The sequence below is a fragment of the Ruegeria sp. HKCCD3925 genome, from assembly GCF_057221175.1.
The window spans coordinates 163,528-183,964 of record NZ_JBWVBI010000001.1; the positions used below are offsets into that span (position 1 = coordinate 163,528).

The window sequence follows — 20,437 nt, forward strand, 5'->3', positions numbered from 1 at the left end:
GAACTCCGCCAGAACATCCCGGAGGAGCCGATGGACGACCAAGCCCTGAATCGCATTGCGGACGCGTTGGAACGCATGGCGCCCGCGCCGCTGGCGACACCTGATTTCAACGCGGCCCCGGCTTTCGTCTGGCATGTCGAGCCTGACCGGCTGGAACCCGTCACACAGGTCAATCGGGTCGACCTTGATCTATTGGTGGGGATCAACCGCTCCCGCGATACGTTGCTGGACAACACGCGCCGCTTTGCTGCAGGTTACAAGGCTAATAACGCGCTCTTGTGGGGCGCGCGCGGAATGGGGAAATCCAGCCTCGTCAAAGCGGTGCACGGTACGTTGCAGGATGAGCATCCTGACCTGAAACTGGTCGAATTGCAGCGCGAGGATATGGGCTCGGTCGCGCGTTTGCTGAACCACCTGCGTGCCGCGCCGCACAGGTTCATCCTGTTTTGCGATGATTTGTCGTTCAGCCACGATGACCAGCATTACAAATCGCTCAAGGCCGTGCTGGATGGCGGTATCGAAGGTCGCCCGGAAAACGTTGTGTTCTACGCCACATCAAACCGCCGCCACCTGATGCCGCGCGACATGATCGAAAACGAACGCTCCAGCGCCATTAATCCGTCCGAGGCGGTCGAGGAGAAGGTCTCACTCTCTGACCGTTTCGGCCTGTGGCTGGGGTTCCACCCCTGCGATCAGGACGAATACCTAGCGATGATCGATCGTTACTGCGCCGCTCATGGCGTCAAGGTTGATCCAAAAACTCTGCGCGCGGAAGCCATCGAGTGGCAAGCCACCCGGGGGGCACGCTCGGGCCGCGTCGCCTGGCAATTCTTCGTCGACCTCGCCGGGCGAAACGGCGTCCATATCGGTTAGTCCGCCCGCTTCATCTGGCCAGAAATACCTCCGCCGGAGGCATGGCCCGTCAGGGCCATTCTCACAACAGTGCTATAATCCGCGCCGCCTCATCCGCAGTGCTGGTTAATACATCCCGATCCTCACCGGGATGGAAACGCGCACGTACGGCGGTCGGCATCGGTGCAGGCTCAACAATCGACACGCGCGGTCCTGTCCGCGCGGTCTCGGTCGCCCAGCTGCGAGCCAGCGCCATCTGCGCCGCTTTGGTGGCGCCGTAGATGCCATAGAACTTCTCGCCTGCCTTCGGGTCATCGAAGAACACGGCATGGCCAGTTTCGCCCAACAAAGGCGCGACATACGGGATCAGAACCGAGGTGGCGTTTGCATTGATGCTGGCTGCCTTGTTCCATTCCTTCGGATCAACGAAATGCACTGGCGTCAGGGCTGAGGTATGGATTGCAGTATGCAACCACAAATCGATCTTGCCCCAGCGATCGTGAATGCCCCGGCACAGGGTCGCCATCGCATTGGGATCGGTGATGTCCATGGGGGCCAGAGTGGCCGAGCCACCCTTCGCCTGGATGCGGTCATCCAGCTCTTCCAGCCCGCCCTGAGTGCGAGCGACAGCGACGATGTGATAGTCGGGGGCCAGCGCTTCGGCCAGCGCCGCGCCCAACCCGCGAGAAGCCCCGGTGATAAGGGCGATTTTAGTCTGATCGGTCATGAGGGGGGTTTGAACCTGCACGCGCAGGGCGTCAAGTCAGGATCAGCTGCCGGGGATGTCGATCCTTCGGTTCTGGCCGCTTTGTCGCAGCACAACACCATTTTCATCAATGGCGACGACCTTACCCGGGCCGACACGACTGCCGGGTTTCACTTTCTTAATGCGCCCCGACGACATGCGGACCAGGGCTTGCAGGTCCGCCTTGGGCCCAAAAATGCCCAATACCGAGACCGCGTTCTTCTTGAGCGCCCCCGCCTGTGTGGCGGCGCTTTTCACCGTTGCGTTTGCCATGATCTGTGGCCGAGCTGCGCGCCCGGACCCCGTTTTGTGAGTGGTTTTCGGCATTCGGGTAACACGGGCTTTGCCGGACCAAAAGGCCGGCAGCACTCGGTTCGGAGCGGTTCGAATGCCGCATACCGAACCCTTTGCAAATGCAGCCTGTTCAGCAATAGGTTGTCGGCGGATTCTGACCTATGGCCGCTAGCGCAAGTCTCTTGGCCGACGCCTCAGGACAAAGCGATTCGCCCGATCACCCCGAGGCAAGTTTCGCCGCGTTCCACGAACTGCCGACCACCTGCATATCCTCACGCTTTTTGCTGACCCGACTGCTGTTTTCCAGACTGCCCAGATATTCCTCGTCGACGCCGGTGACGTAGTTGCCGTCAAAGCAGGAACAGTCAAAAGCTTCGATCTCGGGGTTGCCTTCCTTGGCAGCCCAGATCAGATCGTCGAGATGTTGGTAGAACAGCGCATCCGCACCCAGTTCTTCGCGAATCTCCTCGATCTCTTTGCCATTCGCGACAAGCTCGTGTCGTGTGGGCATATCGATGCCATAGACATTGGGGTATTTCACCGGTGGCGAGGCGCTGGCGATGTAGACCTTTTTGGCGCCGGCCTCACGGCACATCTGGACGATCTTTTTGATTGTATTGCCGCGCACGATCGAATCGTCGATCAGCAGTACGTTATGACCGTCAAACTCCAAAGGCACCGCGTTCAGTTTGCGACGCACGGATTTCTGCCGTTCTTCCTGGCCCGGCATGATGAAGGTGCGGCCAACATAACGGTTCTTAACAAGCCCCTCGCGATAGGGAATGCCTGTGATCTTTGCGGCCTCAAGCGCGACAGGGCGGGCGCTATCTGGCACAGGGATGATCCGGTCGATCTCAAGTCCCGAGTCCTGAATTTGCTTGGCCAGCGTCTGCCCCATGCGCATCTGGGTTTTGTAAACCGATACCCCATCCAGCAGCGAATCTGGTCGGGCCAGATAGACATACTCGAAGATGCAGGGTGTCAGTTTACCTTCAACGGCCTGGAACTCGTGCATATTGCCGTCGAGGTCGATAAGGATCGCCTCGCCGGGACCTAGGTCGCGCAGCTTGTCAAAACCGTTGATGCCGAATGCCACATCTTCGGAAGCAAAGGCATAATCATCGCCGTCACCAGTTGCAGCACGCTTGGCAACAGACAAAGGTCGGATGCCGTAAGGATCGCGGAAGGCCAGCATCCCGACGCCCGCGACGAGGCAGATCACCGAATACGCCCCCTGAACCCGCTCCATCGTCATTTTGACACCGGCAAACAGGTTGCGGATCGGATCAGCATTACCATTGACCTTGATCGCATCAGCGACCTTGTCGGCCAGCACGTTCAGTAGAACCTCGGAATCCGAGGTGGTGCGCAGGTGGCGGCTGTATTTGGCAGTTACCTTTTCGCGTTGTTCTTCGGTATTGGTGATGTTGCCGTTGTGAACCAGATAGATGCCATAAGGCGCGTTCACAAAAAATGGTTGCGCCTCGGCCGCGCTGAGCGAGCCAGCGGTTGGATAGCGGACATGGCCCATGCCGACCTTTCCCAACAGGGTTTCGGCGTCACTGGCATTGAACACGTCTTTGACGAGACCATTTGCTTTCTTCTCACGGAAGAACTCGCCGTTGTAGGTGACGATCCCCGAGGCGTCCTGACCTCGGTGCTGAAGCATCAGCAAGCCGTCATAGATTTCCGCAAAGACATCATGTGTCCGGCTTGCGATCCCCAAAATCCCACACATACACGGGCTCCAATTTCTATGACTTGCTTAGGATGGCGTTCAGGTCGGATCGGGTGCGCACGGGTATCTGAATGGTGTGTTTTGGTCCGTTTGCACGGGACTGAGGCACAAGCACGAAAGCGGCTAGCGCATAAGAAAACAGATACAGCAAGGTCGGCAGCTCCGATTCCATGTCGGTATGGCCACCACATAATGCCAAACGATGCGTGTGTCATCAAAGGATCACATTCGCGATTTGACGCAGGTGCGAATTGTACACGCCGCGGGTTTAGGATGACAAATGTACAGACCTATGCTGTCATATCATTACGAAGGTTTTTTGCATGCAGTCCGGCAATACCTGGTGGAGCAGACGCCATGTGGCAACACAAGCAAAACACACCGAAGGACAAACCTGTCAAGCGGCGTTGCCACCGATGTCGTGGGGCAGGGCGCGCACCCTGCGAGATCTGCAAGGGAACCGGTGAAGTGATCAAGAGCCGAGACCAGTATGGCAAGCCGATCTCAAGCCGATGTGACGGATGCTTTGGCCTGAAGACCATCCGTTGCAATATTTGTGGTGGCGAAGGGTTTATCTGATTTTTCCGAACCAAACGCAAAAAAAGCCCGGCTGAAACCGGGCTTTTCTTTGGAATTTAGTTTGATTAACCCTCAGAGGCGTTGTCGGCGGTGCAGCTTGCGACCAGCTCTTCGTACTGGGCGGTAACCCAACCCAGCGCCGCCTCGGGGTTTTGTTCCTCGATCTTGCTGCTGAACTGTTCGAACACCTTGGCCGAGCGGCTTTCATCGACCATCGTGTAGGATTGACCGGTCATCACGGTGTCGTAGACGAAGAACGCAATCGCAACCAGCAATATGCCGCGTGCGATTCCAAAGAAGAAGCCAAGCGCCTGATCCAGGCCGCCAAGCGCAGAACGCTGCACCAGTGAAGAGAATAGCGGCGTGAAGATGCTGACTACGATCAGTGCAATGGCGAAGACGGCGGCAAAGCCGGTAATCACCGAAAGCTCACAACTGTCGCGCAGGAATTCACCGACCACTGGCACTTCTTTGACCAGCGGTACAGCCTGCGGCGCAAAGATGAATGCTAGAACTGCCGCGGCGACCCAACCTGCGATGGCCAAAACCTCGCGCATGAAACCGCGCGAATAGGCCAGCAAGCCCGACAGCACGATGATCAGGGCCACAACCCCGTCAATTATTGTAAAACCTTCCATGGCCCTCGCCTGTTCGTTTTCTGCCCCTCAAGGCGCGACTTTACCCTGCTCCGAAGGTTTCGCCAACAAACCCCACCAAATCAGAGGGTCGGGTGAGTGTCAGACCTGCCACAGTGCCAGTTTTGCCACCTGCCGGAGCAATTGCCGCTGTGAAACCAAGTTTTTGCGCTTCTTTCAACCTGTTTTCGGTCTGCGGGGCTGGTCTAAGTGCCCCGGATAGCGAGATTTCTCCGAAAACGACCGTATCGGCAGGCAGGGCGGTGTCTTCACGAGCGCTGAGCAGTGCAGCAGCAACGGCGAGGTCGGCAGCAGGTTCGCTGACTTTCAGCCCTCCGGCGACGTTCAGGTAGACATCGAGCCCGGCAAAGGGGATGCCGCAGCGTGCTTCGAGCACTGCAAGGATCATGGCCAGCCGCCCGCTGTCCCAGCCAACGACCGTGCGTCGGGGCTGCGAATGGGGCGAGGGCGCAACCAGTGCCTGCAGTTCGACCAACACGGGGCGGGTGCCTTCGATACCTGCGAACACGGCGGAACCAGGGCTGGGCTTACCGCGTTCCGATAGGAACAGGGCCGAGGGGTTGGTGACTTGCGCCAGCCCTTTGCCGGTCATTTCGAAGACGCCAATCTCATCCGCTGGGCCAAAGCGGTTCTTAACGGCGCGCAGGATGCGGAACTGGTGCCCGCGTTCGCCTTCGAAGTAAAGCACGGTGTCGACCATATGTTCGACTACACGGGGGCCAGCGATCTGGCCTTCTTTGGTGACGTGGCCAACCATGATGATCGATACGCCGTGGCGTTTTGCAAATGTCGTCAGCTCATGCGCTGCGGCGCGCACCTGCGACACCGAGCCCGGCGCGCTGTCGACATTGTCGGCCCACATCGTCTGGATCGAGTCGATGATGGCGAGGCCGGGTTTTTCTGCCTCTAGCGTCGTGAGGATGTCCCGAAGGTTGGTTTCAGCGGCCAATTGCACTGGCGACTCTTCCAGACCTAACCGGCGCGCGCGCATCCTAACCTGCGCGCTGGCCTCTTCGCCCGAGACGTAGATGGTTTTGACACCTTTGCGGGCAAAACGTGCGGCGGCCTGTAGCAACAGGGTGGACTTGCCAATACCGGGGTCTCCGCCCACCAGCAGGGCCGATGCAGGGACAAGGCCGCCGCCGAGGACGCGATCCAGCTCTTCAACCCCGCAGAGGGTGCGGGGCGGCGGTGTTTCTTCGGTCGATAGGTCGGTGAGCGCGATGGATTGGCCGCGCTTGCCGCCGAGTGACTTCTTGGCTGGTCCTGCCGAAAGCGGCGCTTCCTGAACGATAGTGTTCCATTCGCCGCACGCATCGCAGCGGCCCGACCATCTGGTGTGAGAGGCTCCGCAGGCCGAGCAGGAGAAGGAGTGTGTCTTTGCCATGTCGCCCTTGGTGCCCGAGGAAAGGCGGTTCTTCAAGCCCTTGCGGGCTTTCCTCACCGCCGGTGGCGCGCCACGTCCTCAGGCCCTTCGGGCCATCGTCCGCTGCGGGCGCTAGACGCGCCTATTCCGCAGCACGCGGCGGGGTCATCGCAACCACGCTGCCTGGTGTTTGATCGTCCGTGGGGGATTGCAATTGCGCCGACAGTTCCGGAAGCAGATCGAACAGCTCATCCCTGAGGCGCGCGAGTTGCGATTTGGCGATGGATTCCTCGATCTCGATGTCTCGGGTCCATTGGCGCAGCTCGTGCTGGATGATTTGGGCTTCCTCGATGCGCTGCTGGAATTGTTCGACCTCTTCCTGACGTTGCCGCAGGAAGGCACGGGCGCGTTCGACCTTTGTGTCCCCATAGGTCTCGGCCAGTTCCTGACTGATCTGGCTCATCTGAGCAGCCAGTTCCAGCACCTGCGGTTCGAGCCCCTGCAAATCGGGGTGATCGCGCAGGAAGGCCATGCGCTCTTTCACCGCGTCGAATTCGGAGGCCAGCGCAAAGGCGCCGCTGCGGTCGGCGGCATGGGCGACCTGATAGGCCCCGGCCACGTCCTGCATATTCATTGTGAACTTACGATGGGTGTTTTCAAGCGCCATCATGCGGGCGTTCGATGGCAGATAGAAGACCAGCATCAGGATCAGGGCGGTCAATCCGGCCTGAACATATACGCCTGCGTCAATCGTTGCACCGTTACTGAGACCGGCCTGCAACGAGAGCCAGGGCAGGATGCCAATCGCGGATAAAATGGTGGTCGTCACCGCGAACAATGCTGCGGCGCAGATAAGGAAAAAAGTGAGCCTTAATAAGGTATTCTGAAATTGCAATGTTATTGTGTGGAGGGCGGCCATGATCGTCGTTCTCCTTCTTCAACCGGTACAAAACCGGGCCGAAGCGGAAGGTTAAACAGACGCGAAGTGATCCGCTACGGACCCGAAAACTACAAAATTTACTGCTCGAAATATAAAGATGATACTCAGAAATCTGTTTTCAATCAATCAGGTCTGAGGTTTTCGTGATCCAAATGTCATCTCTGTAATGTGGCCTAAGGCCAGCGAGGCCAGAATGCAGCCGGTAAACAGATAGAGACCCCACGCAGTTTCGATCGTGGCGTATGAGATGCCTTTGGCCAGTGTGATGTAGAGCGCGATGAGGAAGATATCGGCCATCGCAAGCTTGCCGAGTGTGTTCAGTGCGGGTTGGACGCGCGGGTCCAGCAGGTTCCATTGGATCAGCGCGGTCCCGATGGTTTTGATGTAGGGCGCGAAGAGGGCAAAGATGGTGACGATCAGCGCGAGGAAGATGTCGGATTTCCACAAGGATTGGAGCCCGGTAATGACGCTGATTTCGCTGAGGCCAAAGATCGGGAGGAGCCCGGCGCGCATCAGCGGGGCGAACCACGCGATGGGGTAGAGGATCAGGAGGGAGAGGGTGGCGAGGCGGAGGGTCATGCTACACAGATAAAGGGGTTTATTTGATCCTAACAAGTGGGTTACCCAGACAATCCTTTTCAACGGAGTTCGTTGCACTATCGAAGTATTCAGAGTCCCAGAAATCGATTGAGAAATACGAAAGCATAGACCACCAAAGAACCGAACCAAATTGCCAATGCGATATTTGATCGAACAGGCGCTGACTCTTCTTTTCGAAACGCAATCAAATCAAAACCGCATTTCAAGTATGCGATCAGTGTCAAAACCGTGGATACACTCGAAGCCCAAATGTATTGATCGGATGAGTTTGCGATCCACAACGTCACAGCAAACAAAACTATCGGCAACATGCCGAAAAACACTAGCTTTGAGAAATCGCGTTAACGTCCGCGTTCATGGCGCAAGTCATGTATGGCCAACAAATAGAGCCCGAGAAAGACAAGCGGGGTAAAGAGCAGGAGGGTCATTGTCTGGCTAACAAACTTTACCGCACCGCCTCAATTGGCCCCTCTGCACTCCCGCTGATGAACTGCTCCACATAAGGATCACCCGAGGCGTCCATCTGTTCGACCGGGCCGGTCCACTGAATCACACCTCCGTGCAGCATGGCGACGTTGTCGGCAATCGCGCGGACCGAGCTCATGTCGTGGGTGATGGTCATTGCGGTGGCGCCCATCTCGGTCACGATCTCGCGGATCAGGTCGTTGATAACGCCGGACATGATAGGGTCGAGGCCCGTGGTGGGTTCGTCGAAAAAGATGATCTCGGGCTCGGCGGCGATGGCGCGGGCGAGACCGACGCGTTTTTGCATGCCGCCCGATAGCTCGGCGGGGAAGCGGTCGGCGACGTTGGATTTCAGGCCGACGCGGCGCAGTTTCTCGATGGCGATTTCGCGCGCCTCATCCGCCGGGCGTTTCAGTGAACCGCGCAGCAGGCGGAAGGCGACGTTTTGCCAGACGGGCAGGGAGTCAAACAGCGCAGCACCCTGAAACAGCATCCCGAAACGGGCCAGAAACGCGTCGCGGTCTCCTTTGGAGGCGTCCTTGCCGTCGACATAGATCATGCCGCTGTCAGGCTTGATCAGGCCGAGTATGCATTTCAACGCCACGGATTTACCCGTGCCAGAACCGCCGATGATGACCATCGAGGTGCCCTGGGGAATATCAAGGTTCATGCCTTGCAGGACGTGGTTGTCGTCAAAGGCCTTATGTACGTTCTCCATCCGGATCATAGCGAGAAGAACACCCCTGTAAGAACGAAATTGGCGGCGAGGATCAGCACGGCTGCAGCCTCGACCGAGCCTTTGGTGGCCCGGCCCACACCCTGCGCGCCGCGGCCCGAGGACATGCCGTAATAGCAACCCATGATGGCGGCGATCACGCCAAAGGCGGCGCCTTTCACCAGTGACGAAACGATGTCGCGCGCTTCAAGGAAATCGACGGTGTTTTTCAGATAGGCTGCCGGGTTGAAGCCAAGATTTTGTGTGGCCACGGTGTAGCCGCCTGCGATGCCGATGATATCTCCGACCGCGACAAGTGCGGGCACCGTGATCAGCGCCGCCAGCACGCGTGGGGCGGTGAGGTATTTCATCGGGTGTGTGGACAGTGTGACCAGAGCGTCGATTTGCTCGGTCACTTTCATCGTCGCGATCTCGGCGGCGATGGAGGAGGTCACACGGGCTGCGATCATCAGACCGACCAGCACCGGGCCAAGCTCTCGCACCATTCCGATGGCGACGATCTGGGGCACCACGGCCTCGGCGTTGAAACGCGCACCACCTGCGTAGATTTGCAGCGCCAGTGCGCCGCCGGTGAAGATGGCGGTCAGGCCAACGACGGGCAGGGACAACCAGCCGATGTTCAGAAGGGCAATACCGAACTCGCGCGGATAAAACGGAGGTCGGAATATATGCGAAACCGCGTCGAGCGCGAACAGCGCGACGCGGCCAAACGCAGCCAGAATGGTCAGGATAGAACGCCCCAGCTCACCCAGCAATGAAACGGGGTTCATTCCACGTAGCCCCGCGAAAAGCGACTGCCGAGCGAGGTCAGAATTTCATAGCCGATGGTGCCAGCGGCTTCGGCCAGATCATCGACGGTTTGGTGCCCGTTCAGGATACGCAGGCGATCAGGTTTATACGGCAAGTCAGTCACATCCACGGTGATCAGGTCCATCGAGATACGTCCTACCACCGGGCAGGGCTGATCACCAGCGAATGTATCGATGCCGCCCCCAATGGCGCGATGCAGCCCATCGGCATAACCGGCCGCAACGGTCGCAATCTTCGACGGGCGGCGCGCGCTCCAGCTGTTGCCGTAGCCGACGGTCTCGCCCACGGCGACGTCGCGCACTTGAATCACCGGCAGATCGACGGTGACGACCGGCTTGGCCCCGGCAAAGGGCATCCCGCCGTACAGGCCAATCCCTGGGCGGCAAAAGTCAAAGTGGAATTCCGGCCCCATCAGAGTACCACCCGTCGCCGCAAGCGAGCGCGGCGCGTCGACGCCATCGGTCATCTGTTTGAACGTGTTCAACTGTTGGCGGTTCATAGGGTGTTCAGGCTCATCCCCGCAGGCCAAATGCGACATCACGACCAGCGGGTCCAGGGCAAGAGCTTCGTGCCGCAGTTCGGCCCAGTCCGCAGGCTCAAGCCCAAGGCGATTCATACCGCTGTCGAGCTGGATACCAAAGCCATGATCGGGCAGGGCCTGACGATGACGCTTGAATTGTTCGGGCGAGTTGATCAACGGCGTCAGATCATGCTGGCGCAGCAGATCCGTGTCACCCTCCATATGTCCGGAAAACACCGCAACCAGCGGGCCGGGGCCCACAGCCTCACGCACGGCCACGCCTTCCTCGGCAACGGCGACGAAGAATTTTGCAACGCCTTCCTCAGCCAGCGCAGAGGCGACTGGACCGGCACCTAACCCGTAAGCGTCAGCTTTGACCACTGCGCCGGTTTCAACCTGGGTCTTTGCGTCAAGCGCCTGCCAGTTCTGGGCGAGCGCGTGCAGATTTATCGTCAGATGTGCGGTACTCATAAACGCCGTTCATCACATAGGATTGGCCCAGGTCAAGGGGGAGCACCTTAATTCTTGGCGGGTTTATGCGCCTCATAGGCCGCTTCCAGCTCGGAACGCAGGAAATCCGCAAATAATAAGGGGCTAAACTGAGGTTGGCCGGTCCCGGGTAGGGGTTCGATGATTGTGCTGACATGAGGATCAAAGAAGAACGGAACGCTATATCGTTCACGGCCCGAACGGTTGATGACCCGATGCGGCGTCGAAAGCAGGCGGCCGTTCGACATCCGGTGCAGCATATCCCCGACATTGACGACAAAAGCGTCGGGACGGGACGGAACGTCAACCCAATGCCTTGACGGTGTTTTGACCTGCAAGCCGCCCACCTGATCTTGAGCAAGCAGCGTAAGGCATCCGAAATCAGTGTGCGGGGCCGAGCCGAACAGATCATCGGGGCTGGTCTTTGCTTGCGGAGGATAGTGAAGCAGACGTAGCCAGAATGTAGGCTCATCAAACGCGGAAAGGATCGAGAAATCCTGCGCCTCGCAAGCGATCAGCGCGATATGCATCAATCTGCGTCCAAGGGCCGACATAGCCTTAACGTAGGTTTCCAGGGTGTCGCGAAAATCCGGTAGATCAGGCCATCGGTTTGGACCCGAGAGGTAGATATCGGGATCAACGCCAGCATCCTCGCGCATCATCATGAAGCTGGCGGATTGGTTGGGTTTTTTTACATCGGCCAGTGTTGAGTTCACATCTGTCGATGTGTTGATGGCGATGTATCCGCGATGCGTGTGGTCGACTGCGATTGCCAGCTTTTGATCCAGCGGCAGCGCGTGAAACTGTTTTGAGGCTTCGAACACATCGCGCATCAGCTGCGGGTCTATTCCGTGATCTTCGATATAGCCGAAACCAGTCGTGCCGTAGGCCGAACGAAACTCGGCCGCGATTTCCTCATCAGGGCGTGCACCCAGACGAATAACGGGGATCTCTGTGAATTCAGTCATGTCTCTCTCGCTTATATTGGGACGAATGCAGGGGCAAAAATGCCCCCGGTCTATCCCGCAAAGCGTTTGCGGCGATGCCCGAAATGACGCGCCAGAATCACGCGCCGGGGTAGGGGATTGAGACAAGCTTGCATAGCCCGATCCGTACACATCGGACCGGGCTGGTCAAGGGATCAATAGCCCTCGATCTGGCTGTCCTGTTGCCAAGGTTTGACCAGATTGCCAAATCGGGTGAACTGAGCTTCGAACGACAGCTCGACCGTGCCGATGGGGCCGTGGCGCTGCTTGCCGACGATGACCTCGGCCTTGCCATGCAGGCGCTCCATGGCCTGTTTCCACTCTTCCATCTTTTCCAACTCGTGATCGCCGGGTTTTTCGCGTTCCTTATAGTATTCCTCGCGGAACACGAACATCACAACGTCGGCATCCTGTTCGATCGAGCCCGATTCCCGCAGGTCAGACAGCTGCGGGCGTTTGTCGTCACGGCTTTCTACCTGTCGGCTGAGCTGTGACAATGCGATGACCGGGATGTTGAGTTCCTTGGCGATGGCTTTCATGCCCATCGAAATCTCGGCGATTTCGTTGACGCGGTTGTCGGCCATTCCGCGGCAGAGCTGAAGGTAGTCGATCACCAGCAAATCCAGCCCGTGCGTCCGCTTCAGCCGCCGTGCACGGGCAGCGAGTTGCGAGATTGGCAGGGCGGGGGTGTCATCAATGAACAGCGGGCAGGCTTCCAGTTCTTTCGCGGCGTCCACGAAGCGGCGGAACTCGGACTCGGTCATGTCGCCCTGGCGGATTTTGTGACTGGAGATCTCAGAAGCCTCGGCCAGAACCCGGCCCGCAAGTTGCTCGGCGCTCATTTCGAGTGAAAAGAACCCAACCACACCGCCGTCGATCGCACCTTCAGAGCCGTCCGGCTTGGTGCCGCGCTTGTAGGCCTTGGCCACGTTAAATGCGACGTTTGTTGCCAGCGATGTCTTACCCATCGACGGACGCCCGGCCAAAATGATCAGGTCGGACGGGTGCAGGCCACCCAATTGCTTGTCGAGATCGGCCAGACCGGTGGAAATCCCCGCCATGCCGCCACCGCGTTGGTACGCCTCGTTGGTGACGTTGACGGCTTCTGTGACCGCCTTGAGGAAGGATTGAAAACCCTGTTCGGTCTGGCCCTGCTCGGATAACTGATAAAGCTGTTGCTCGGCCTCGACGATTTGTTCTTTGGGCTCGCTGCTGACATCGACCCTCGCAGCCTTGTCTGAAATGTCCCGGCCCAGCCGGATCAGCTCGCGCCGAATGGCGAGGTCATAGATCATTTGGGCGTAGTCATGCACCGCAAAGGCACTGATCGATGCACCGGCAAGCTTGACCAGATAGGCCGGACCACCCAGTTCCTTCAGGCCCTCATCCTCGGCCATGAAAGACTTCAGCGTGACGGGTGAAGCCAGCGCATTTTTAGCGATACGGGTCGACGCGACTTCGTAGATGCGCGCATGAACCGGATCATAGAAATGCTCGGCCCCAATAATCGATGCGACCCGATCATACAGATCGTTATTCGTCAGAATAGCACCCAGAAGCTGCTGCTCGGCCTCGATGGAGTGCGGCATTGTTTCTGGGTTCTGAATCTGTGCGGCGGCCTGCTCGATACTGCTGATCTCGTTCATTGCTGTTCTCTTTGTCCCCTGGACAGAGGCCATAGCGCGGCCCTGTGAGTCGGCGCAAATTGTATGTTTTCTGGGGATATGCTGTGCATATCTCTCTGCCCCATCATATTGAAGGATGAGGCAGGGTTGCGTCAACATCTTGTGGATGAAGCGATCGACGCAGCGGTCAGTGTTTCCATTCTGAAAACAGTTTGCGCAACGTCAGCTTTTATGTGCGTCCTGCCAACCGCGCGGGTCGTTCAGGAAGGCCTCGACGCCATCAAGCGTCTCTTCGTCAAAGGCCTTTTGCGCTTTGGCTTCCGCCAAAACATCCCACCAGGTACAAAGCGAGTGCAATTTTACGCCGTGATCGCCCAGCGTTTTCTCGGTTTCGGGGAAAATACCATAATAGAAGATCACAGCCGTATGCCCACAGGTCGCACCGGTTTCGCGGATCGCGTCGACAAAGGACAGTTTTGAGCCTCCATCGGTGGTCAGGTCTTCAACCAGCAGTACCCGCTCACCCTCGCTCATCGCGCCTTCGATGCGGGCGTTCCGGCCGTAGCCTTTGGGTTTCTTCCGCACGTAGGTCATTGGCAGTGCCATGCGCTCGGCGACCATTGCAGCGAAGGGAATACCCGCTGTTTCGCCACCGGCGATATTGTCAAACGCTTCGAACCCCGCGTCGCGCATCACGGTTACCGTCAGGAAGTCCATCAGGGTCGAGCGGATGCGCGGGTACGAGATCAGCTTGCGGCAATCGATATAGGTCGGGCTTGGTAGACCGCTGGCCAGCGTGAAAGGTTCGCGGGAATTAAAGTGTACGGCTTTGATCTCCAGCAGCATCCGCGCGGTCAGGCGGGCGATTTCGGTGCTGTCGGGGAAGGAACTGGGGATCATGGCGCAAACCTCTGGGCTGAAAGGGTGTCGCAGGCTGATAGCCTGACCCCCGGCCCAGAGTCGAGAGGGCACGCCAAAAGAAAAGCGGACCCCCAAGAGGTCCGCTTGATGCCCTTGCGGGCAGAGCAGCCAAGGTGGGCTTGACTGCTCATTTCTCGGGCTCGCTTTCCGCAATCGGCAAGACCGTGCCTTCAATCTCGGTTTCGACGTGTATGCGAGGCGAGGTAAGAAGCGCAACCACCATTGCCGTCACAAATGTGTAGGCTGCCGCGCAGTAACTGTATTCAGCGCCCAGTATTCGAATTGATGCGCTGTAGGTTGCACGTTTTCTTAGGTCCGAGCCAGATCAGCAAGAGCGTCTCTCAAAAGGGTCAAAGCGTGGTCCCGCGCAGCGCGACGTACGTTATCCCGTCCCTGCGCTCCGAATTCCACGGTCTCGGTTCGGGTCGGTTGACCCTGTGCAGCGAGGCCAAAGCATACGCGGCCTTCGGGTTTGTGTTCGGACCCGCCGGGGCCCGCGATGCCAGTGATCGAGACCGCCAACTGCGCCCGCGAATTCTGCAGGGCGCCATTGGCCATTTCTTGGGCGACTTCTTCTGAAACTGCGCCATACGTCTCAAGCGTATCGGCGCGCACGCCCAGCATCTCTTGCTTTGCGGTGTTGGTGTAGGTGACAAAGCCGCGCTCAACCACGGCAGAGCTGCCAGGGATGTCAGTCAGTGCAGCGGCGACCATACCGCCGGTACAGCTTTCAGCAGTGGCGATCATCATGCCCTGCGCCTTGGCGCGATCCAGCAGGTCGACAACGGTCATAGACCCATGACTCCATGTGAGATACCGGCGAGGACGACCACACCGATGGCCGCAAAGACGCCAGCGATCACATCATCCAGCATGACACCCATCGGATCTCCACGCCGGTCGGCCCAGCCAATGGGACCGGGTTTGGTAATGTCGAAGAGGCGGAACAAGAGAAAACCCGCGATCCAGCCGGGCCAGAGCGCTGTGATGTCTATCCCATGCGCCCAAGACGGGTAGGAAATCGCCCATATCGCGATGAACTGGCCCGCGACTTCATCAATGACAATTTCGGACGGGTCGTGGTCATCTTGTCCAGCTGTCATAACTCGCGTGGCCCACAGGCCCCCGAAGAAAACCGCGAGTGTTGAGATGACCAGCAAGGGGAAGCCACCCAGCGTATGCAGAACCCATGCCAGCGGCAAAGCAGCCAGCGATCCCCAGGTGCCGGGGGCAGGGCGGAGGTAACCGACGCCGCAGACGGTTCCGATTAGACGAGCCGCTGTCATGACTTCACCAGACAGGCAGTTGCGAGCGAGGCAATGCCTTCGCTGCGACCGGTAAAGCCCAGCCGTTCGGATGTGGTGGCCTTGACCGAGACCTGATCGGTGCGCAAGCCCATGATCCGTGCCATTTCGGCACGCATGGTATCGGCATGAGGGCCGATCTTGGGAAATTCGCAGACCAGTGTGCAGTCGACATTCGAGATCTCATAGCCCAACTGCCCAGCCAATTCGACTGCGTGACGCAGGAAAATTTCACTCGCTGCACCTTTCCACTGCGGATCGGAGGGCGGAAAATGCTGTCCGATATCACCCCGCGCCAGGGCGCCATAGATCGCGTCGGTGACCGCGTGCATCCCCACATCTGCATCGGAGTGACCTTGGAGCCCACGATTGTGCGGCACCTTCAGACCGCAGAGGATCACGTGATCTCCGTCACCAAAGCGGTGCACGTCGTAGCCGTTGCCCAGCCTTACATCCATATGCATACCCATTGTACGTTCGGCCCGGGCGAAATCCTCGGGCCGTGTGATTTTCAGGTTATCCGCATCGCCCGGAATAATCGCGACTTCGACTCCTGCAGCGCGCGCGACTTCTACATCATCCGCCGCACCTCCGGGATGGGCTGAATGGGCGGCGGTGATTGTGCCATAATGAAATCCCTGCGGTGTCTGCGCAGCGTAAAGGCCGGATCGATCCTGCGTTCCTGTGACCACTGAACCGTCGCCTGTCCAGAGCGCATCCGTGACGGCCAAGCCTGGAGCAGCTGCCGCATGCGTGTCGAGTGCTTTCAGAACATCGCCGATTATCCGAGCGCTGACGCAGGGTCGGGCAACATCATGTATCAAAACCTTTTCAACGCTGTACGCTTCCAAAGCCTGCAACCCGTTGCGCACTGATCCGGCGCGGTCTGCACCGCCGGGTGCAAGGATCAGGTTTGTCGCGCTGAATTCTTCCCAAACGGCTGTGTCCTCTTCGGCCAGCACCAAAACGACGTGATCAACCAACCCTTCGAAGCGGTCAATCGCCCAATCGGCCACGCGCCTCCCGCTCAACGCACGCCACTGTTTGGGCACTCCGCCTCCGGCGCGCTGGCCGCGCCCGGCGGCGACGATGATGGCGGCTGTGGTCATCTGAAAGGTCTCCTGATTGGGGCATTGTTTAGGGGGCGGTGAATGCAGAGGCAATCACCCGCGTCAATTTGCTTAAAAAATAAGCATATGATGATTTTGCGGGCTTGAATGCTCCCGTTTTATTGTTCATATGCCGCAATTTCGATATCAAATGCGCAACTGCTCAAGGATTAAGCACATTGGCCCTGCGTCTTGCTGAAAAGGATCTGACTCCTCCGGTGCTGCTGGCACCAATGGCCGGAATCACCGACCGGCCTTTTAGGGACCTTGTGATGCGCTTCGGCGCGGGCATGGTTGTCAGCGAAATGGTCGCCAGCCAAGAGATGGTACAGGCCAAACCAGGCGTACGTGAACGGGCCGAGCTGTCGGCGGATGTGGAAAACACCGCGGTGCAACTGGCCGGACGCGAGGCGCATTGGATGGCCGAGGCCGCCCGGCAAGTCGCTGACCGGGGCGCGCGCGTGATCGATATCAATATGGGTTGCCCAGCAAAGAAGGTAACCAATGGCTATTCCGGTTCGGCTTTGTTGAAAACTCCGGACCATGCACTGACGCTGATCGAGGCCGTTGTGGGTGCAGTTGATGTGCCTGTTACGCTGAAAACGCGGCTAGGCTGGGATGACAATCTGTTGAACGCACCGGATGTGGCGCGGCGGGCGCAGGACGCAGGCATCCGGATGGTGACCATCCATGGGCGTACGCGCTGTCAATTCTATAAAGGCCGGGCAGATTGGCGGGCGATCCGGGCGGTGAAAGAAGCCGTCTCGATCCCTGTCATCGCAAACGGTGACATCGTCGATACCGAGGCCGCGCAAATCGCGCTGAATCAGTCCGGGGCCGATGGCGTCATGATAGGTCGTGGGGCGCAGGGCAAGCCCTGGCTGCTGGCGCAGATTTGCCATGATCTCTATGGCGCTGCTTCGCCAACCATTCCCACGGGCACTGAACTGATCGAGATGGTGCGTGGCCACTATCTGGCGATGCTGGAGTTCTACGGTACCGATCTGGGCCTGCGCGTCGCACGCAAACATCTCGGTTGGTACATGGATGAGGCCGGAACACCCGCCACCTTGCGGCGGGCTGTCCTGACATCCCGCGACACCAATGAGGTGTTACGGCTTTTGGCAGATGCGCTTAGTGGCACGGCGGAGGCAGCAGCATGACCTCTGACCAGAGCATCTGGACCTCGCTTCCGGTTCCGGCGTTCATTATCGATGCCGAAGATCGGATATCGGACGTCAACTCCTCGGGTGAGGGGTTTCTGAACGCCTCCCGCAAGGCAGTGATTGGACACCCGGTCTGGGATCAACTCGCGGTTGACGCGCCGTTGGAAGAGGCGTTTCTGCGCGCGCGTCAACAAGGTACACCGCTGTTCGTGAACGATGTGGACGTTGGGTCGGGAAATCGCGCGCCGCTACAATGTGCGCTGCAAATCGCACCGCTGATGGGGCATCCCGGTTCAATGATCATGATCATCTCGCCGCGCGAACTGGCCGGTCGGATGACCCGTGGCAACACTGTGAAATCGGCAGCGCAGTCTGCGATTGGTATGGCCGAGATGCTGGCGCATGAGATCAAGAACCCTTTGGCAGGGATCACCGGTGCGGCGCAATTGCTCAGCATGAATATTTCGCAGCAAGATCTTGAGCTCACTGACCTTATCGTTGAGGAAAGCCGCCGCATTGTGAAGTTGTTGGAGCAAGTAGAACAGTTCGGCAACCTGTCTCAACCCGATTTCAAACCGGTCAATATCCACGATGTACTGGATCGCGCGCGCCGGTCAGCGCTGTTGGGTTTTGGCGCGCATATGACGATTATCGAGGATTACGACCCCTCGCTGCCCTTGGCCTACGGGGACCCGGATCAGTTCCTGCAGGTGGTTCTGAACTTGCTCAAAAACGCTTCGGAAGCTGCTGATGGCAACGGTACAATCCGGCTGCGTACCTATTTTGAGCATTCATTCCGACTGCGGCGCAGTGACGGTTCGGGTCATTCGCTGCCTCTGCAGATCGAGATTATTGATGATGGGCCGGGCCTGCCGGAAAATATTCGCAGTGATATTTTCGACCCCTTCGTGTCGGGCAAGGAGAACGGCACCGGGCTTGGGCTGGCGCTGGTCAGCAAGATCGTTTCCGACCACGACGGCTGGATTTCGGCTGAATCTGTGCCCGGACGCACTAGTTTTCGACTGTCCCTGCGGCGTGCACCGAACGACGCGTATGAAAAGGAGAGCATCTGATGGATGGCACAGTTCTGGTTGCCGATGACGACCGCACGATCCGCACGGTTCTGACACAGGCCCTGACGCGGGCGGGGTGCAAGGTTCACGCGACATCTTCGCTGACCACGCTGATGCGCTGGGTGGCCGAAGGCAAGGGCGACGTTGTGATCTCGGATGTGGTAATGCCGGATGGAAACGGGTTGGAGATGCTGCCAAAGATCGCGCAGGACCGTCCCGGTTTGCCGGTCATCGTGATCTCGGCCCAGAACACCATCATGACAGCCATTCAGGCGGCTGAGGCGGAAGCTTACGATTATCTGCCAAAGCCTTTCGATTTGCCCGATCTGATGAAGCGCACCGCGAGGGCGCTGGATCAAAAGCAGCGGGTACAGGCTGAGCCGGTGATGGCCAGCGAAGACCGCCCTGATGAACTGCCGCTGGTTGGGCGCACCCCGGTGATGCAGGCGCTTTATCGTCTGGTCGCTCGGGTGATGAACACGGATCTGTCTGTGATGATTTCTGGTGAAAGTGGGACGGGTAAATCTCTGATAGCACGCGCTATTCACGATTTCTCTGACCGAAGGACACTGCCCTTTGTCACTGTGACTGCTGCCGATCTGAGCGATTTGGAAGGCCCGGCACGGGTGATGGCACGCGTACGTGGTGGTACGCTGCTGATCGATGAAATTGCCGATATTGATGATGAGATTCAGGCCCGTATCGTGCGCATGATGGACACGCCGGGCGATCACGTGCCGCGTTTCATGGCCACAAGTCAATCAGATCTGACCGACGCGATGGAAAGTGGTCGCGTACGACAAGATCTCTATTACCGTCTCTGCGGTGCGACGATCCACGTGCCTGCGTTGCGCGAGCGGGTTGATGATATCACCTTGCTGACCGATCACTTTCTGGCGCGGGAGGAGCGGGAAAGCGGCGCGCAGCGTCGTCTCAGCCCCGAAGCGGTCGAGTTGGTGCGCCGGTATTCCTGGCCCGGCAATGTCCGACAGCTTGAAAATGCGATCCGGCGTCTTGGTCTAACCAGCCGTTCTGATGAAATCTCGCGCACCGAAGTTGAGATGGTGCTGGGTAGCCAGCCCGAGGCCGAACCAGTTCTGGGTGATGGCGAGCGTGAGAAGCTGTCATCTTCGGTTGGTCGTCACCTGCGCCGGTATTTTGATCTGCACGGAAACATCCTGCCGCCTCCCGGCCTCTATCAACGTATTCTACGCGAGGTCGAGGCACCGTTGATCGAAATCGCGCTGGATGCGACTGGTGGAAATCAGGCAAAATGTGCTGATCTCCTGGGGATTAACCGGAATACGCTGCGGAAAAAGATTACTGACCTCGATATTCAGGTGACACGCCGTCGCAAACTGATGTAATATCGCCACACAAACAGTGGCATTCGGGTTCGACCCCGGGAACGACCACGATATATGGCGGTAAGCCGCGCAAGCGGCACATCAGAATGAGGGCAG

The 20,437-nt window shown here is 58.5% G+C and carries 20 protein-coding genes; 4 read left to right on the forward strand and 16 right to left on the reverse strand.

Annotated elements, in window-relative coordinates:
- Positions 1-30 precede the first annotated feature (30 nt).
- Positions 31-873 carry an ATP-binding protein gene (locus AC2TEM_RS00825; RefSeq protein ID WP_170422448.1) on the forward strand — a complete coding sequence of 281 codons (843 nt, stop codon included), beginning with the start codon at positions 31-33 and terminating at the stop codon, positions 871-873.
- 61 nt (positions 874-934) lie between these two features.
- Here AC2TEM_RS00825 and AC2TEM_RS00830 read toward each other — a convergent pair whose 3' ends face one another.
- The 16 genes from AC2TEM_RS00830 to AC2TEM_RS00905 all read right to left on the reverse strand — a co-directional run bounded on the left by AC2TEM_RS00830 (position 935) and on the right by AC2TEM_RS00905 (position 16,735).
- On the reverse strand, positions 935-1,579 hold the full coding sequence (locus tag AC2TEM_RS00830; RefSeq protein WP_170421973.1) for an SDR family NAD(P)-dependent oxidoreductase: 645 nt from the start codon (positions 1,577-1,579) through the stop codon (positions 935-937).
- Positions 1,580-1,621: 42 nt separating this feature from the next.
- On the reverse strand, positions 1,622-1,870 hold the full coding sequence (locus AC2TEM_RS00835; RefSeq protein WP_170396813.1) for a hypothetical protein: 249 nt from the start codon (positions 1,868-1,870) through the stop codon (positions 1,622-1,624).
- Between the two features lie 238 nt (positions 1,871-2,108).
- The gene (purF, locus tag AC2TEM_RS00840; protein ID WP_170396815.1) at positions 2,109-3,629 is read right to left on the reverse strand and encodes an amidophosphoribosyltransferase; all 1,521 of its coding nucleotides are present in this window, start codon (positions 3,627-3,629) and stop codon (positions 2,109-2,111) included.
- Between the two features lie 644 nt (positions 3,630-4,273).
- Positions 4,274-4,846 carry a CvpA family protein gene (locus AC2TEM_RS00845; protein ID WP_170421967.1) on the reverse strand — a complete coding sequence of 191 codons (573 nt, stop codon included), beginning with the start codon at positions 4,844-4,846 and terminating at the stop codon, positions 4,274-4,276.
- A gap of 40 nt (positions 4,847-4,886) precedes the next feature.
- Complete coding sequence (radA, locus tag AC2TEM_RS00850; RefSeq protein WP_170396821.1) at positions 4,887-6,251, reverse strand: DNA repair protein RadA; 1,365 nt, start codon at positions 6,249-6,251, stop codon at positions 4,887-4,889.
- Between the two features lie 121 nt (positions 6,252-6,372).
- Positions 6,373-7,059 (reverse strand): DNA repair protein, encoded by a 687-nt coding sequence (locus AC2TEM_RS00855; RefSeq protein WP_480790376.1) that lies wholly within the window; start codon positions 7,057-7,059, stop codon positions 6,373-6,375.
- Between the two features lie 237 nt (positions 7,060-7,296).
- On the reverse strand, positions 7,297-7,749 hold the full coding sequence (locus AC2TEM_RS00860) for a paraquat-inducible protein A (RefSeq protein ID WP_170421959.1): 453 nt from the start codon (positions 7,747-7,749) through the stop codon (positions 7,297-7,299).
- A 466-nt stretch (positions 7,750-8,215) separates the two neighbouring features.
- Complete coding sequence (locus tag AC2TEM_RS00865; RefSeq protein WP_170421956.1) at positions 8,216-8,962, reverse strand: ATP-binding cassette domain-containing protein; 747 nt, start codon at positions 8,960-8,962, stop codon at positions 8,216-8,218.
- A complete protein-coding gene (locus tag AC2TEM_RS00870) occupies positions 8,959-9,741 on the reverse strand; it encodes an MlaE family ABC transporter permease (protein WP_170421953.1) in 783 nt (260 codons plus the stop codon). The genes AC2TEM_RS00865 and AC2TEM_RS00870 overlap by 4 nt, the downstream gene beginning before the upstream one ends.
- Positions 9,738-10,772 carry an alanine racemase gene (gene alr, locus AC2TEM_RS00875; RefSeq protein WP_170421950.1) on the reverse strand — a complete coding sequence of 345 codons (1,035 nt, stop codon included), beginning with the start codon at positions 10,770-10,772 and terminating at the stop codon, positions 9,738-9,740. The genes AC2TEM_RS00870 and alr overlap by 4 nt, the downstream gene beginning before the upstream one ends.
- A 47-nt stretch (positions 10,773-10,819) precedes the next feature.
- Positions 10,820-11,758, reverse strand: coding sequence for an isopenicillin N synthase family oxygenase (locus AC2TEM_RS00880; RefSeq protein ID WP_170421947.1), 939 nt, complete (start codon positions 11,756-11,758; stop codon positions 10,820-10,822).
- A 173-nt stretch (positions 11,759-11,931) separates the two neighbouring features.
- Positions 11,932-13,422: a replicative DNA helicase gene (locus tag AC2TEM_RS00885; protein WP_170421945.1), complete on the reverse strand. Its 1,491-nt coding sequence runs from the start codon at positions 13,420-13,422 to the stop codon at positions 11,932-11,934.
- Positions 13,423-13,623: 201 nt separating this feature from the next.
- A complete protein-coding gene (locus AC2TEM_RS00890; RefSeq protein ID WP_170406124.1) occupies positions 13,624-14,301 on the reverse strand; it encodes an orotate phosphoribosyltransferase in 678 nt (225 codons plus the stop codon).
- A gap of 330 nt (positions 14,302-14,631) precedes the next feature.
- Positions 14,632-15,114 (reverse strand): CinA family protein, encoded by a 483-nt coding sequence (locus tag AC2TEM_RS00895; RefSeq protein ID WP_170396841.1) that lies wholly within the window; start codon positions 15,112-15,114, stop codon positions 14,632-14,634.
- Complete coding sequence (locus tag AC2TEM_RS00900) at positions 15,111-15,608, reverse strand: phosphatidylglycerophosphatase A family protein (RefSeq protein ID WP_170567122.1); 498 nt, start codon at positions 15,606-15,608, stop codon at positions 15,111-15,113. Before AC2TEM_RS00900 ends, AC2TEM_RS00895 begins: the two co-directional genes overlap by 4 nt.
- Positions 15,605-16,735, reverse strand: coding sequence for a bifunctional 2-C-methyl-D-erythritol 4-phosphate cytidylyltransferase/2-C-methyl-D-erythritol 2,4-cyclodiphosphate synthase (locus AC2TEM_RS00905; RefSeq protein ID WP_480855952.1), 1,131 nt, complete (start codon positions 16,733-16,735; stop codon positions 15,605-15,607). The genes AC2TEM_RS00900 and AC2TEM_RS00905 overlap by 4 nt, the downstream gene beginning before the upstream one ends.
- 179 nt (positions 16,736-16,914) lie before the next feature.
- Here AC2TEM_RS00905 and dusB point away from each other — a divergent pair, with 179 nt between their 5' ends.
- Genes dusB through AC2TEM_RS00920 form a run of 3 tightly spaced genes read left to right on the forward strand, consistent with a single transcriptional unit; the run spans position 16,915 to position 20,341 of the window.
- The gene (gene dusB, locus AC2TEM_RS00910) at positions 16,915-17,898 is read left to right on the forward strand and encodes a tRNA dihydrouridine synthase DusB (protein ID WP_480704971.1); all 984 of its coding nucleotides are present in this window, start codon (positions 16,915-16,917) and stop codon (positions 17,896-17,898) included.
- Positions 17,895-18,974: a two-component system sensor histidine kinase NtrB gene (locus AC2TEM_RS00915; RefSeq protein ID WP_170396849.1), complete on the forward strand. Its 1,080-nt coding sequence runs from the start codon at positions 17,895-17,897 to the stop codon at positions 18,972-18,974. Before dusB ends, AC2TEM_RS00915 begins: the two co-directional genes overlap by 4 nt.
- Entirely contained in the window at positions 18,974-20,341 is a 1,368-nt protein-coding gene (locus AC2TEM_RS00920; RefSeq protein WP_170396851.1) for a sigma-54-dependent transcriptional regulator, read from the forward strand. The genes AC2TEM_RS00915 and AC2TEM_RS00920 overlap by 1 nt, the downstream gene beginning before the upstream one ends.
- Positions 20,342-20,437: the final 96 nt, after the last annotated feature.

Excerpts from the sequence above, each read along its gene's own strand:
- AC2TEM_RS00895 (WP_170396841.1), bottom strand. The coding sequence starts at position 15,114 with ATGACCGTTGTCGACCTGCTGGATCGCGCCAAGGCGCAGGGCATGATG.
- AC2TEM_RS00870 (WP_170421953.1), bottom strand. The coding sequence starts at position 9,741 with ATGAACCCCGTTTCATTGCTGGGTGAGCTGGGGCGTTCTATCCTGACC.
- AC2TEM_RS00825 (WP_170422448.1), top strand. The coding sequence starts at position 31 with ATGGACGACCAAGCCCTGAATCGCATTGCGGACGCGTTGGAACGCATG.
- alr (WP_170421950.1), bottom strand. The coding sequence starts at position 10,772 with ATGAGTACCGCACATCTGACGATAAATCTGCACGCGCTCGCCCAGAAC.
- AC2TEM_RS00900 (WP_170567122.1), bottom strand. The coding sequence starts at position 15,608 with ATGACAGCGGCTCGTCTAATCGGAACCGTCTGCGGCGTCGGTTACCTC.
- AC2TEM_RS00890 (WP_170406124.1), bottom strand. The coding sequence starts at position 14,301 with ATGATCCCCAGTTCCTTCCCCGACAGCACCGAAATCGCCCGCCTGACC.
- purF (WP_170396815.1), bottom strand. The coding sequence starts at position 3,629 with ATGTGTGGGATTTTGGGGATCGCAAGCCGGACACATGATGTCTTTGCG.
- AC2TEM_RS00845 (WP_170421967.1), bottom strand. The coding sequence starts at position 4,846 with ATGGAAGGTTTTACAATAATTGACGGGGTTGTGGCCCTGATCATCGTG.
- AC2TEM_RS00880 (WP_170421947.1), bottom strand. The coding sequence starts at position 11,758 with ATGACTGAATTCACAGAGATCCCCGTTATTCGTCTGGGTGCACGCCCT.
- AC2TEM_RS00905 (WP_480855952.1), bottom strand. The coding sequence starts at position 16,735 with ATGACCACAGCCGCCATCATCGTCGCCGCCGGGCGCGGCCAGCGCGCC.
- AC2TEM_RS00915 (WP_170396849.1), top strand. The coding sequence starts at position 17,895 with ATGACCTCTGACCAGAGCATCTGGACCTCGCTTCCGGTTCCGGCGTTC.
- AC2TEM_RS00860 (WP_170421959.1), bottom strand. The coding sequence starts at position 7,749 with ATGACCCTCCGCCTCGCCACCCTCTCCCTCCTGATCCTCTACCCCATC.
- radA (WP_170396821.1), bottom strand. The coding sequence starts at position 6,251 with ATGGCAAAGACACACTCCTTCTCCTGCTCGGCCTGCGGAGCCTCTCAC.
- AC2TEM_RS00835 (WP_170396813.1), bottom strand. The coding sequence starts at position 1,870 with ATGGCAAACGCAACGGTGAAAAGCGCCGCCACACAGGCGGGGGCGCTC.
- AC2TEM_RS00865 (WP_170421956.1), bottom strand. The coding sequence starts at position 8,962 with ATGATCCGGATGGAGAACGTACATAAGGCCTTTGACGACAACCACGTC.
- AC2TEM_RS00885 (WP_170421945.1), bottom strand. The coding sequence starts at position 13,422 with ATGAACGAGATCAGCAGTATCGAGCAGGCCGCCGCACAGATTCAGAAC.
- AC2TEM_RS00920 (WP_170396851.1), top strand. The coding sequence starts at position 18,974 with ATGGATGGCACAGTTCTGGTTGCCGATGACGACCGCACGATCCGCACG.
- AC2TEM_RS00830 (WP_170421973.1), bottom strand. The coding sequence starts at position 1,579 with ATGACCGATCAGACTAAAATCGCCCTTATCACCGGGGCTTCTCGCGGG.